The sequence below is a fragment of the Streptomyces sp. UNOC14_S4 genome, assembly GCF_020740835.1.
Lineage (GTDB): Bacteria > Actinomycetota > Actinomycetes > Streptomycetales > Streptomycetaceae > Streptomyces.
Map to the genome: position 1 here is coordinate 1 of NZ_JAINFC010000208.1, position 12,144 is coordinate 12,144.

General features: G+C 70.4%; 18 protein-coding genes and 1 pseudogene. 5 read left to right on the forward strand and 14 right to left on the reverse strand.

The window, feature by feature from the left end:
- Window positions 1-442 (reverse strand): acetyl-CoA carboxylase biotin carboxylase subunit family protein (locus tag K6I34_RS19485; RefSeq protein WP_374230969.1); only part of this gene is annotated, 442 nt, incomplete at its 3' end.
- Window positions 443-697: 255 nt separating this feature from the next.
- Between K6I34_RS19485 and K6I34_RS19490 the strand changes: the two genes are divergently transcribed.
- Window positions 698-958 carry a Prokaryotic metallothionein gene (locus tag K6I34_RS19490; RefSeq protein WP_229327580.1) on the forward strand — a complete coding sequence of 87 codons (261 nt, stop codon included), beginning with the start codon at window positions 698-700 and terminating at the stop codon, window positions 956-958.
- Window positions 959-975: 17 nt separating this feature from the next.
- Here K6I34_RS19490 and K6I34_RS19495 read toward each other — a convergent pair whose 3' ends face one another.
- From K6I34_RS19495 to K6I34_RS19510, 4 genes are all read right to left on the reverse strand, one after another.
- On the reverse strand, window positions 976-1,407 hold the full coding sequence (locus K6I34_RS19495; protein WP_229327581.1) for a GNAT family N-acetyltransferase: 432 nt from the start codon (window positions 1,405-1,407) through the stop codon (window positions 976-978).
- Window positions 1,408-1,530: 123 nt separating this feature from the next.
- A complete protein-coding gene (locus K6I34_RS19500; protein ID WP_229327582.1) occupies window positions 1,531-2,481 on the reverse strand; it encodes an aminoglycoside phosphotransferase family protein in 951 nt (316 codons plus the stop codon).
- A gap of 500 nt (window positions 2,482-2,981) precedes the next feature.
- Window positions 2,982-3,485 carry a hypothetical protein gene (locus tag K6I34_RS19505; RefSeq protein WP_229327583.1) on the reverse strand — a complete coding sequence of 168 codons (504 nt, stop codon included), beginning with the start codon at window positions 3,483-3,485 and terminating at the stop codon, window positions 2,982-2,984.
- Window positions 3,486-3,579: 94 nt separating this feature from the next.
- Complete coding sequence (locus tag K6I34_RS19510) at window positions 3,580-4,347, reverse strand: class I SAM-dependent methyltransferase (RefSeq protein ID WP_229327584.1); 768 nt, start codon at window positions 4,345-4,347, stop codon at window positions 3,580-3,582.
- Between the two features lie 139 nt (window positions 4,348-4,486).
- Between K6I34_RS19510 and K6I34_RS19515 the strand changes: the two genes are divergently transcribed.
- Both K6I34_RS19515 and K6I34_RS19520 read left to right on the forward strand, forming a co-directional pair.
- A complete protein-coding gene (locus tag K6I34_RS19515) occupies window positions 4,487-4,939 on the forward strand; it encodes a hypothetical protein (protein WP_229327585.1) in 453 nt (150 codons plus the stop codon).
- Between the two features lie 142 nt (window positions 4,940-5,081).
- Complete coding sequence (locus K6I34_RS19520; protein WP_229327586.1) at window positions 5,082-5,933, forward strand: hypothetical protein; 852 nt, start codon at window positions 5,082-5,084, stop codon at window positions 5,931-5,933.
- Here K6I34_RS19520 and K6I34_RS19525 read toward each other — a convergent pair.
- Both K6I34_RS19525 and K6I34_RS19530 read right to left on the reverse strand, forming a co-directional pair.
- Window positions 5,914-6,543 carry an isochorismatase family protein gene (locus K6I34_RS19525; RefSeq protein WP_374230971.1) on the reverse strand — a complete coding sequence of 210 codons (630 nt, stop codon included), beginning with the start codon at window positions 6,541-6,543 and terminating at the stop codon, window positions 5,914-5,916. The two genes, K6I34_RS19520 and K6I34_RS19525, sit on opposite strands and share 20 nt — an antisense overlap.
- Window positions 6,544-6,771: 228 nt before the next feature.
- Window positions 6,772-6,948: an e9imm peptide gene (locus tag K6I34_RS19530; protein ID WP_229327601.1), complete on the reverse strand. Its 177-nt coding sequence runs from the start codon at window positions 6,946-6,948 to the stop codon at window positions 6,772-6,774.
- A 300-nt stretch (window positions 6,949-7,248) separates the two neighbouring features.
- Between K6I34_RS19530 and K6I34_RS19535 the strand changes: the two genes are divergently transcribed.
- Window positions 7,249-8,319 (forward strand): mechanosensitive ion channel family protein, encoded by a 1,071-nt coding sequence (locus tag K6I34_RS19535; RefSeq protein ID WP_229327593.1) that lies wholly within the window; start codon window positions 7,249-7,251, stop codon window positions 8,317-8,319.
- Between the two features lie 45 nt (window positions 8,320-8,364).
- Window positions 8,365-8,586 (forward strand): DddA-like double-stranded DNA deaminase toxin, encoded by a 222-nt coding sequence (locus tag K6I34_RS19540; RefSeq protein ID WP_238489341.1) that lies wholly within the window; start codon window positions 8,365-8,367, stop codon window positions 8,584-8,586.
- Window positions 8,587-8,650: 64 nt separating this feature from the next.
- Here the strand turns inward: K6I34_RS19540 and K6I34_RS19545 are convergent, their stop codons facing one another.
- From K6I34_RS19545 to K6I34_RS19575, 7 genes and pseudogenes are all read right to left on the reverse strand, one after another.
- A complete protein-coding gene (locus tag K6I34_RS19545; protein ID WP_229327595.1) occupies window positions 8,651-9,337 on the reverse strand; it encodes a hypothetical protein in 687 nt (228 codons plus the stop codon).
- 167 nt (window positions 9,338-9,504) lie between these two features.
- Window positions 9,505-9,771: a hypothetical protein gene (locus K6I34_RS19550; protein ID WP_229327596.1), complete on the reverse strand. Its 267-nt coding sequence runs from the start codon at window positions 9,769-9,771 to the stop codon at window positions 9,505-9,507.
- 11 nt (window positions 9,772-9,782) lie between these two features.
- Entirely contained in the window at window positions 9,783-10,034 is a 252-nt protein-coding gene (locus tag K6I34_RS19555; RefSeq protein ID WP_229327597.1) for a hypothetical protein, read from the reverse strand.
- Between the two features lie 74 nt (window positions 10,035-10,108).
- Window positions 10,109-11,023 (reverse strand): glycoside hydrolase family 25 protein, encoded by a 915-nt coding sequence (locus tag K6I34_RS19560; protein WP_229327598.1) that lies wholly within the window; start codon window positions 11,021-11,023, stop codon window positions 10,109-10,111.
- 4 nt (window positions 11,024-11,027) lie between these two features.
- A complete protein-coding gene (locus K6I34_RS19565; protein ID WP_229327599.1) occupies window positions 11,028-11,411 on the reverse strand; it encodes a DUF1003 domain-containing protein in 384 nt (127 codons plus the stop codon).
- Entirely contained in the window at window positions 11,408-11,848 is a 441-nt protein-coding gene (locus K6I34_RS19570; RefSeq protein ID WP_229327600.1) for a hypothetical protein, read from the reverse strand. Before K6I34_RS19570 ends, K6I34_RS19565 begins: the two co-directional genes overlap by 4 nt.
- Window positions 11,849-12,043: 195 nt before the next feature.
- Window positions 12,044-12,144: pseudogene (locus K6I34_RS19575) on the reverse strand (IS5/IS1182 family transposase); the annotation flags it as partial.

Genomic DNA, 12,144 nt, shown 5'->3' on the forward strand with positions numbered 1-12,144 from the left:
GGCGCTTGACCACGACGGGGCCGCCCACGGCGGCCGCGAAGTCCAGCACGTCCTCCGCGCGGTCCACCTTCCTGAACCGCGGCACACGCAGGCCCGCCTCGGCCACGAGGGTCTTCATCAGGTACTTGTCCCGGAAGGCCAGCGCAGACTCCACGCTCTGGCCGGGCAGCCCCAGCAGGCGCCGGACGCGGGCCGCGCGCACGACATCGCGTTCGGCGAGCGACACCAGCCGCCGTACCCGGTGCTCGCGCCCGAGGCACACGGCCCGCGCCTCCAGCGCGTCGTCCCGTCCGTAGTCGGCGAACTCCTCGCACCACGCCCAGCCGGCCGGTTCGCCCGGCCCGGTGCCCGCCGCGGCCAGCAGGACCAGCGGACCGGCGCCCGCGAGCCACTCCCGGTAGGGGCGGGCGGCCAGGTTCCTCTTGTGCAGGATCAGGATCACCGTCGCTCAGCCTCCCGGCAGCCGGTAGTCGGCGCAGGATACCGGGACGCGCACGCCGCGCTTCCCCGTACGTGCTCGGCACACGTCCTCCGGGGCCTGGCCCGTACCGGCACATAGCGGCGGTATCTACCACTTTCGAGGGAAGGGTTGCCCCGCCCATGCCGGAGTGGGACGCGCGGGGACGGAACATGCGAGGTGCAGCGCGAAGCCCGACGCGGGGCCCGACGCGAAGCCCGACGCCTGGAGGAGCGCCCGATGGCGACCTGCACCACCTGCGGCAATGACTACTGGCTGTCCTTCGAGGTCAAGACCGTGACCGGCGAGACGCACACGTTCGACAGCTTCGAGTGCGCCATCACCCGTCTCGCACCGCTCTGCGAGAGGTGCGACGCCCGCATCATCGGCCACGGCGTCGAGGTCGAAGGGCGCTTCTTCTGCTGCGCGCACTGCGCACGCGAGGGAGCGAAAGGGCTGGGGCAGGAGATTCGCGACACCGTGGGGGCGCACCCCGGTTGACGGCTGCGGTATCCGCCTCAGCTCAGCGGCTTCTGGAAGTGGAAGGCGGAAATACTCATCCGCTCGCGCAGATAGAAGCGGTGGGCGTCGGTCCGCTGGGTGCCCGAGTCGAGCGTCAGGAGACGGCAGCCGGACACGCGGGCATGGTCCTCGAGGTGGGCCAGGAGCCGGTGACCGACACCGGTCGAGCGCGCGTCGGACGCGGTCACCAGGTCGTCCACGTACAGCGAGCGCACCGTGCTCGTGTTGACGACGACGCGCCAGCCCGCCGCGCCCACGCACCGGCCCTCGTCGTCGTACGCGGCCGTGAAACGCAGGCCGCTGCCGTGCCCCTCGTCGTATATCTCATGGAAGAGGTCCTCGTCGAGGTGGGGCCGCAATTCGAGCAGAACGGGAAGCAGGTCCGACACGAGGCGCTCGTCGCCGGGTTCAAGGTCGATGATCTTCATGCGCGGCACTCTATGCCGGACGCCGTCCGGAACTCCACGCAGGAGGACCGCGTTTCCCGAGCCGCGGCCATGGATCGTGGACGATGGACTGGACCTCACTTGCCAGCACCGTCCTGGGCATGTTCACCGGAGCTGCTTGCGTCCACGCTCACCGTGAACCAGGTGCAATGGCGCGCTTTCCAGACCTCCTTCGGCGAGCAGGCGCTGGAGGCCGAGGCGGCCGCGTGCTTCGGCACCGGCCTCCGCCTCACCGCTCGAAGCCCCCCGGGCCAGGCGGCCGACGGTGTCGGCGACGGCCAGGCATCGCAGTACGTGCCGCTCCTCGGCGCCGAGTTCGCGGCCGTACCCGGCGAAGAACGCCGCGCGGAGATCGGGGCGCCCGGCCCAGGCGTCGGTGGAGAGGAGCACGAAGTCGTGCACCGCGGCGGCGAACCGGGCCTGCCCGAAGTCGACCAGGGCGGTGTGCCGACCGGCACACAGGAGATTCCGGGCGCGGGCGTCGCCGTGAGTGAAGCACAGCGGGACCTGCCACGACCGGCGCAACTGCCGCACCGCCTGCCGTGCGAGGCGGCGCTCGTCGCGGGTGAAGTGGTCCCCGGCACGCCGGAGGTGCTCTTCGGCGGTCTCCGCGGCGGTTCGCAGCGATGCCTCGGCGGCGGGGCGCATGTCGCGGGGCATCCGGCCCGCCGCGTGGAGCCGGGACAGCAGGGCCCCGGCACGCCGATGGGCCTCTCGCTCACCGGCCGGTGTCAGCCGCAGCGACGCGAGCGACGCGCCGGGCAGCGCGGTGACCAGCAGGGCCAGCAGCGTGGCGTCGCTGGCGAGGAGGCGCGGCGCGCAGCCGGGCCCGAGTGCCGGTACGGCGTGCCGGTAGGCGAAGGTCTCACGGGCATACCGCTCGGCGCCGGCGGGGCACTTGAGGAAGTACCGGGTCCCGTCCGGCCGGGCCAGCTCCCACACACGGGAGGACGGCCGCGCGGCGGAAGCGTCGTGTACGGCGAGGACCGGAGCGCCGAGGGACGCTTCGGCCCAGGCGAGGAGACTGTCGGGGAGCGCCTTCGGTCCGCCGCTCACGCCCCCCACCTCGGTGCCGGGCGTGATGATCCGAGACCCCCGAGAACCCCGAAAACCCCGAAAACCCCGAGAAACCCGAAAACACGGACGGAGAACCCGTCAACTTCGGTCCCGTCGCCGTTGCTCCCGCAACAGGAGCCGCCAAGAGGAAGTTCGAACACGGCGCGAGGAGCGGCGGGGCCGGGTACGGGATTCATGGTTCCTCCATGGCTGGGCGGTCGTCAGCGGTCGCCCGGAGAAACGTGGCTGATCAGATCGGCGTCACGGGGATGGCCGGGCGAACGAAGGGGCAAATGTTCGGCTTCGATCGACGGCCCAGGCGTGCTCGGTGTGCCACGGCACCACGGATCGTTCGAATCACCCGTGAGGGGGTGGCTCACCCGCGAGGGGGATTGCGTGCCTCGTGTGCACACGCGCGTCCCGGCCCGGCCTCGCACTGCTGTCGGGTGGGGACGGGACTGGGCCGGGACGCGTGAGACGGGAATGCGGCCGTGAGGCGGTCAGGCCCTGCGGTAGCTGTCGACCGGACCGCCCCAGCCGCCCTCCGGACCGTCGAAGTCGATGAAGAGGGCCGAACCGTCCGGCTTCACCTGCAGATGCCCGAGCCCGCGTCCGCCGTCCTTGCCGCCCTCGCAGGTGAGGGTGATCGTCGCAGACTCCTTGCCGTCCTTCTCGGCCGGTGTGAACGTGCCTGTGCAGGACAGCTTCGCGCCCTTGGCGATGGCCTTCCCGTCGGTGACGGTGAGGGTGTCCAGCGTGTCCGGGCCGGGCGTGCCGATCGACTTCCAGGAGCCGGCCGCGCGCTCGACGAGCGTGCCCTTCGCGGGGGTCGGCCGACCGGGCTTCTTCCCGGAGCCGGCGGGGTCGGCGGAGCCCACGGAGCCCGCGGCGCTAGCCTTCGCCTCCGATTTCTTCCCATCCGAGCTGCCGCTGTCGCCGCCGCACCCGGCGATCGTCATGACACCGATGAGGGACGCAGCTGCTGTCCATGCTGCCTTGCGCACGAGATTCCTCGTTCCTTTCCTGGCTCCGTGGGGGGCACGCCAACGTAACAGAACGTAACAGCCGGGCCCTGTCCGCCCCGAAGCCGGTGGAAGCTCACGGGCGGCGCACCACCAGGAGGTCCACCACGTATCTCTCCACGACGGTGCCGCCCGGAAACGCCTCGCTCAGGCGGTCGCGCTCCTCCGTGACGAACGCCCGCCTCGTCGGCTCGTCCAGGACGAGGAACGCCGAGCGGCTCGTGACGTTGGCGAGATGGGTGCCGAACGGGACGGTCCGGCTCCAGCGCACCAGCCGCCGCGTGACGGCGAGCCCCGCGACGCCCGCGAGTTCGGCCGCGCGCGTGTCGTCGGGGCGTCGGCCGTCCTTGGGGGCCGTGCCCAACAGGTCCGCGACGCGCTCCTGTTGGGCCGTGGCCCAGGGCGTGTCGACGGCCTCGGTGTTCCACCACAGCGCGAGCGTCCCGCCCGGCCGCAGCACCCGCAGCGCCTCGGGAACGGACCTAGGCGTGTCGGTCCAGTGCCAGGACTGGGCGTACGTGAGCAGGTCCTGGGAGGCGTCGGCGAGCGGGAGGGCGTTCCCGTCGCCCCGGACGACCGGCACGTCGGGCAGCGCCCGGCGGAACGCGGCCGCCATGGCCGCACCCGGCTCCACGGCGATCACGTCGGCGCGGCGCTCGCGCAGCAGGGCCGTCGCGATTCCGGTTCCGGCGCCGATGTCGGCGGCCCGGCACCCGGCGAGAGGCCGCCCCCGGACCTCTTCGACGGTGTCCAGGACCTCGGGCGGATACGAGGGCCGGTTCGACGCGTACTGATCGGCGGCCAGGTCGAACGAGCGGGCGCGTGAGCGTGAGCTGTCGGGCATGGTTCCATCGTCGTCCTCCTGCCGGAGGCCGCGTCGCCGGGGGCGCTGTCGGGACGGGCCGAGGACAGGGAACGCCGTCGACGGATCCGGCGGCCGCTTCCCGATGTCCCGATGTTCCCGATGGGGCATGATCACGGCCATGGAGAACTCCCACCTGCCCACCACCGAAGCGGCCCTCGCCGCCGTACGGGACGTCGCGGCGGAGCACGGCGTCCGCCTGTCCGTCTCCGAGGACATCGGTGCCGACCGGACCTCTCGGCGCACCGGCGCCGACCCGTTCGCCGTCCTCGACCCGGACGGCTCGCTGCCGCACGAGGCGTTCGTGGAACTGGCGGGCGCACCGGCCGTCACGGTCCGGCTGTTCCCGGAGGGGGACGCCAGGATCACGGTCGACGGAGTGGAGTTCGACGACGTGCCCCGCGACCACGTCCCGGCCTTCCTGAGGTCGGTGTACCGCGGCCTCGTACGGGTCGAGGGGAAGTTCTTCCCGCCCGGCCAGTGGCTGGTGGTGTCCCTGCCGGGCGACACGGTCCACCGGGAGCGCGTCGACCTGCTCGCGCTGACCCCGTGGCTGGCCCGCGCCCGCCGCTGAGCGCCCCGCAGGGCCGGATTTCGCCACGATCCTGAACGCCGCCCTGCCCTCCCTGGTACGGGACCTGGGTGCCGACGCCACATAGCTGCTGTGGCTCCAGGAGTCCACGGGCCGCGCCCACGCGGGGCTCGACGCGCTCAGCGTGGCCCTGTCGATGACGGGCGTGATCGCCCTGGTCCACGGGATCAAGCAGATCGGCAAGGCCGGGCTCGCCGCCTCGAGCACCCTGATCGCGCTCGCCGCGGGCGCGGCCCTGCTCGTGTGGTTCGTACGCCGCCGGCTCCGGCTGCGGGACCTGCTGCCGGCCGCCGCGCCCGCCACCTCCGGGCTCATCCACCGCTTCGGCATACGCGCCGTCACCGTGGGTGCCCTGGCGACGGTCGCGCTCGGCGCGTTGCTGCTGGGCCTGTGCCTCGACAGCGGCTACGCGTCGGTGGCCGGAGCGCTCGTCCTGCTCGGCGCCGGTGGCGGAGCCATGTTCACCGCCTCCTCCGTGACCCTGATGGCGGCCGTGTCCCCCGACAAGGCCGGTGGCGCCGCCGCCGTCGACGAGATGTCCTTCGAACTCGGCGGAGCGCTGGGCATCGCCGTCCTCGGCAGCTTCGCCGCCGCGCTCTTCCGCGGCACGGTGACCACCGCCGAGTACGGCCTGCCCGCGCACGCCGCCGAGCAGGCCCGCGAATCCCTGGCGGGCGCGCTGTCGGCGGCCGAACGCCTGCCGCAGGACGGCGCCCGCCTCGCGGAATCGGCGAAGGAGGCGTTCACCGGCTCCTTCGCCACCACGAGCCTGGTCTCCGCGGGCGTCATGGCCGCCGCGGCCGCCCTGGCCGCCGTCCTGATCCCCCGCACGTTCGCTCCCGCGCACCACGAGGAGTGCCGGAACGCGCCGACCGGCCGTGGGGGGCCTCCGGGCAACCGGAGGCCCGAGCACCCTGTCGGGCGCTGTCCGGACAGAAGGTGGAGTGCCCGGGCCGTCAGCCCGCCGCCCTCGTGAAGCGCACCCCGTCCACCGACCGCACCAACTCCGGGTCCGACCCCAGCGCGTGCTCGGCCACCCGGGACACCACCGACGCCGGGATGTCGTCCAGCCCGTACGTCGCGTGCCCGTCGTGCGGAAGGACCACCTCCAGCCCGGCGTCGAGCGCGCCGAGCGCCGTGGCGCTGACACACATCTCCGACAGCACCCCGGCTATCACCACACGCCGCACCCCGTGCCGCTCCAGCAGCGGGCCGAGCTCCGTCCCGTCGAAGCCGTCGTCGTCGGCCTTGCGGACGACGTGCTCGTGGCGGGACGTCACCACGGGGAAGAACAAGGGCCAGCCGGGTGCGCCGGGCTCGTCCACGGCCCCCGGCTCCCCGTCGTTGCGCAGGTGCACCACCACCGCACCGGCGTCACGTGCCCGCTCCAGCAGCGTCGCGAGCCGCTCCACGAGCCGCTCGGCGTCCGGCACGGCCTCCGCCCCGGACAGGAACGCGACCTGGGCGTCGACCAGGACGAGTGCCTGCGCCGGAGCGGTCACGGCCTCGCGCCGCGGGACGGAGAACCACACGCCGTCCCGTACGAATCCGCCCGCCCCGCCATGTCCCGCGTCCGGCACTCTCATCACTCCTGTAGCCCGTTCCCGCCTGTGTCCCGGGGACGCGTACGACGGCGGCACTTCCGCCACCCTTCGCGCGCCCTCCCACAGGAGGGAACGTGCGACCGTCCCTCGTTGATCCCGCCTGCCGGAAGCGACGGCCACGGGTTCACCGCACCACCACCGGCGGAGCCGGGACACCGTGGCCCCGGCCCGCACGCCCCGCTTGGCCCCGAGCCGTCGGCCGCCTCCGCGTCACAGCGCGATCGGCCGGTAGGCCAGAGCTCTGTCGACCACTTCTTCGGCCGAGAGCTCGCCTTCGGGAGGCCGGAAGATCAGATCGCAGACGTGGCCGGACGGGCACACCAGGGCCCTGTCGAGAAGGTCCAGCCAGCGGTCGGCTTCCTCCTCGGAGCCGTAGTCCGCCGCCATGATGCGCCGTACGAGCGCGACCGCGTCCGCGCGGCTCGGTACCGTCCCGCCCACCGGCCTCCTCCGCCTCCTCCGCGCCCTCACCGTACAAGCCACCCAGGTGCACAGGGCAACCGCCCCTGTAGGGCAGGATGATCGCCTCGCACCGGGCCACCTCCCCATGTCCCGGTGTGCTCGTGATTTCTGAGGAACAGGCAGGTACAAGGTGACGAATCGTTGCACCAGACCCCCGGTGCTCCATGACGGCACCATTCCGCTCTCTATATCGCCCATATCGCCTATATCGCGGAAGGGACGTCGGTGACCCGGGGCCTGACACTGGATGACGCCGTCCTCGCCGGCATCTCCACAGCCGCGGGGCTGGCCGCCGCGCTCGTCCTGCGCGTGCTGCTGCGCTGGCTCGCCAAGCAGGCGCTCAAGACCCAGTGGGGCGGCGACGACATCATCGTCGACGTGCTGCGCACGGTGGCCCCGTGGGCCGCCATCGCCGGAGGCCTGGCGGGCGCGGCGGCCGCGCTCCCGCTGAACCGCCCGGTCGGGCAGGCTGTCAACCACATCCTGACGGCGAGCGTCATCCTGGCCGCGTCATTCGCGGCCGCCCGCGTGGTCGGCGGACTGGTACGGACCGTGGCCCAGTCCAGGTCCGGCGTGGCCGGATCGGCCACGATCTTCGTCAACATCACGCGCATCGCGGTGCTGGCGATGGGCTTCCTCATCATCCTGCAGACGCTCGGCATCTCGATCGCCCCGCTGCTCACCGCCCTCGGCGTGGGCGGCCTGGCGATCGCCCTGGCGCTGAAGGACACACTGGCCAACCTCTTCGCCGGTGTGCACATCCTCGTGTCGAAGACGGTCCAGCCCGGCGACTACATCCGGCTCAGCAGCGGTGAGGAGGGCTATGTCGTCGACATCAACTGGCGCAACACGGTGGTGGAGCAGCTCAACAACAACCGGGTCATCATCCCGAACGCCAAGCTCGCCGGCACCAACATGACCAACTTCAGCCGCCCCGAGCAGAAGCTGTCCGTCACCGTCCAGGTGGGCGTCGGCTACGAGAGCGACCTCGAACATGTCGAGCGGATCACGATCGACGTCGCCGAACGCGTGATGAAGGAAGTCTCCGGCGCCGTACCCGACCACGACCCCGCCGTACGCTTCCACACCTTCGGCGACTCCCGGATCGGCTTCACGGTGATCCTCGGTGTCGGCGAGTTCAGCGACAAGTACCGCATCAAACATGAATTCATCAAGCGCCTCCACCAGCGCTACCGCGCCGAAGGCATCCGCATCCCGGCCCCGGAACGCACCGTTTCCCTGCGACGGGACGACGAGGTCGTGATCCCGCACCCCCGGGCTGAAGTGGCCAGTTAGCGCACGTCAGGAGGACGCGGCGGACAGTCGGACCTGATCCAGAATCTGCCCGGCGCGGTGAAGGGATTCGAGACTCACGTCGAAGCCAAGGCATCCGCCTTCCTACGCATGAACTTCGGCATCACGAAGGCCGTGCTTTACATCGACTATCCGACAGGAACCTGCAGCGTTTGCCGCAAGTCCTTGCCCAACATGCTGCCCGAAGGTGTAAAGCTCTGGGTGCTGTCCCCTAATAAGACTGAAACCTTCATAGGACGCCGCGACTAACCCGCGCAACAAAAGAGGCGGCCGCCCCTAACGGGGCGGCCGCCTCTTCATTTACCAGAAGTGTCTACCACGGCAGCGGTTCAGCAGATGCGCTGTCAGAATCCGAAAAAGACTGCCACCTAATCTCCGGGAAGCGATCCGTCCAGGCCAGGTCTTCCAGAGAAAGCGCCGCCAGCATCACGTCATAACCTGGGCCAGGACTCCCACTCGGGTGCACCAAGGCCAGCCAGTTCTCCCCCCGCATAACCCTGGACCCGGGAGCAGGCCATCTCCACTCGGAGAACGCAAGATACTCGGCCTCTGTTCGAGCGACAAGAAACTCCACATCCACGCCTTGGGGCATTTTGCTTGCCGGAGCCCCAAAGATAGCCTCCAGGATCGTGGCATGAACAAGAAAATCGGAAAGCTTCTCCCCCACGGGAAGCCAGGGTCCAGGATCTTCGCCGGGTTCCCGTTCGTATACTGCGTGACCTCGATCCTCCGGATCGAATGCCCAAAGCCGCGTGCCTTGGTTCTCTGCCCAAAAAGGAACCTTCCCGTCCTCGATCTTCAGGTCCTGCAGCGGGATGGCGTAATTCTGAGGCGTGATCACGCCGTCCCACTGAGCGGCGACCCCATGCCATTCGGTCAATTCGCCAGGAATGGAGCGTTGGGCACCGCCCGTGTCCGCGCCGGGGGAGGTGGGTTCGCCGTACCACTGCCTCAGGAAGCGAGGAAGGTCATGATTGCCGGTCGGGGCGAGATCACTCATGAAGTCCATTATGCAATCAACACCATCTGCCCACCGACCACGACCCGGAAGCGCAACGTGGCTGTCCAGCGAGCGGGATGGGGTTACTTCGCCATCACGCCCCACAAGGCAGTCGCGGCGGCGACGAGGCCGATGAGGAGGGGAACGATCGCGTGGTAAAGCCGCGCCTACCGGTCCCGTTCGCGTCGTTCGGCCTCCGCGAGCTGGTAGCGCTCGATCTGGGATTCCAGGGCCTCCCGGGCTTCCACTTCCCGTTGCAGTCCTTGGGCGAGTGCGGAGATCCGTTCGTCGGTGTGTGCGGATTGGAGGGTGTAGACGTCGGCTGGCACCAGGCGGTCGAGGCGGGCGGTGATGCCTGCCATGCCGTCCTGGAATTCGCGTCGTAGTGCGTCGACGGTTCGGCCGAGTTCGCCGACGGACAGGTCGTCGCCCATCGGGATCCTCGTCAGGAGGCGGCTGGGCCCGTGGGCGGTGTGGTCCGGGCCTTCGGGGTGGGCAGGAGGCTTGCGGTTCCGGTTCTGCTGAGGATGCCGGACAGTGTGCCCTTGACGATGGCGAGGGCGGTGGGGAGCGCGGAGACGGCCGCGGCTTTGGCGGTGGACAGGTCGGTGACGGTTCCGGCGAGGAGGAGGCCGAGGAACGCCTCAAGGTAGGTGGCGGCGGTTCGCTCGGCGAGGTCGGGGAGGAATCGGGGCATGGAGAAACCCGCTTTCGGGGGAAGGCCGGGGTGTGCCGCAGCGGCGCCCTCGGTGGTGCCGGATGGTGGGCTGTTCACCAGGTTTCGATCGCGTAGGTGATCCCGGCCGCTGCCGTCTGGAGGCTGATCTTGACGTCGTCGGCGGCGAGCGGGACGTCGACCGTGCCTTTGGCCGAGGCGACCGGTACGTTCTGGATGCGCCAGGCCGTCCCGTCGTGGATCGCGACGCGGACGCTGCCGGTCGGCGGGGTCGGGGCGATCTGGTCCATGCCCAGGTGCAGACGCCGGTTCGGGTACGGGCTCCACGCGGTGCCGCTGGGGATGAGGACCACGGTGGGCTGGTCGCCCGGGACGACGGGGCCGGTGATCCACTGGGGCATGTCGTCCTCCTGGGACGGTAGGGAAAGCTGGAAGGACAGCGTCCAAGCGCGCAGGGCGTCGGCGTTGTCAAGGCGGCAGTAGTCGCGGTCGACGTCGTTGTCGCTGTACTGGTGGAAGAGCCAGGGAGCCCTGATCCCGGGTGAGCCCGCGGGCAGGCCGACGGTGGCGATCCACAGGAAGTCGCCGTAGAAGCCGGTGGCGTCGACGGTGCGCCAGTAGTCGAGGTTGGCGTACATGCCGACCGGGTTGTACGGGAGCCGCTGCTTTACGTGCCGCAGCCAGGTCTCCTTGTAGGCGGCCTGGTCGGCCCGCGGCACGGGCCGGTTGGCGTCGTCGTAGCCCTCCCAGTCCAGGACGACGAGATCACCGGGCTGCCAGTTGACCTGGGCGAGGAAGAACTCGGCCTCCCCGCAAGGGTCGTTGGCCATGTGGGGGTAGTGGTAGCCACCCCAGACGAGACCGTTGGCCTTCGCGTGGTCCCGTTGGGATACCCACTTGGGGTTGGTGTACGAGAGCCCTTCGCTGATCTTGACGAAGGCGAAGGAGAGCCCGCTCGTGTCGGGCTGCGACGGCTGGTAGCTGGACCAGTCCTGGCCGTAGATGCCCACCGGGTCAGGCCTCCTTGCGTGCGGTGTCGGTGCGGACGTGGGTGGCGATGGCGTCGATTTGGAGGGCGATGTGGGTCAGGGCCTCATGGTCGGCGTCGGCCTTCGCGCGGCGTTTCTCGTCGGCGCGGTTCGCGGTGTTGCCGAGGACGGGAAGGGCCCAGAGCTGGACGAGGTTGGAGAGGAAGAGCAGGAAGGCGAACGGGTACCGGTCGGAGCCGAACCACCCCATGCCCGCTTCGGCCAGGACCATCCATCCGAGTTGCCAGCCGACCAGCACCCAGAACGCCGTCATCGACCCGAAGGCGGCGGAGACGCGGTCGCCGAGCCGGTCGTTGAGGGATGCGTGCGGATGACGGACCTGGGGGTGCGAAGGCGTCGGTGCGGTCATTCGAGGAACCCGGGGGCGTACTGGGCGGCGGCCCAGTCGGCGGCGCTGACCACGTGGACGCCGGCGCTGCCGCGGTGGTGGTGGGTGCACAGCCAGACCAGCTGGGATGCGCCCGACTCCAGCCACCGCTCGAAGGACTCGCTGTCGTGGACTTCGGGGAAGTCCTTCATCACGAGGCCGGGGTCGGCCTCGTTGGCCACGGCGAACTCCACGGCCGCGTGGTGGAGTTCCAGGCCGCCGGAGCAGTGTGCCGTGGTGTCGTAGCGCACGGCCATCGCGCAGCGGGCGGTGGGGTGGGTGCGGCGGCGGTATTCCTCGAAGAGCCGGTAGTGCGGGTCGTCCTCGCGGGGCGCGTGGTCGGGGTAGTGGACGCGGTACCGGTGGGTGACGGCCTGGTCGTGGGCCGGGGTGACCGGATTGTGACTGTTGGCGTGCAACGGTTCCTCCGGGCATGGCGAGGGCCCGGAGCTTGACCCGGGTCGGAGGGGCGTCAGGAGTGTTGGCGGATTCGTTCGTTGGGGTGGAAGCGGGCCACCGGACCGGGGGAAGTGCCGGCAGGGATGGGAGGATCGCTGGCCAGACAAGGGCACGCAGGGGAGGAAAGTGCTAGAGCGTGTTCGTAGTTCGGATCTTCAGGTGGGTTGGAGGCTGCGGATCCACAGGATCGCGCCGCGCAGATGGAGTCCGGCGAGGTAGCTCTCGGGTGTCTTGTCGTAGCGGGTGGCCAGCCCGC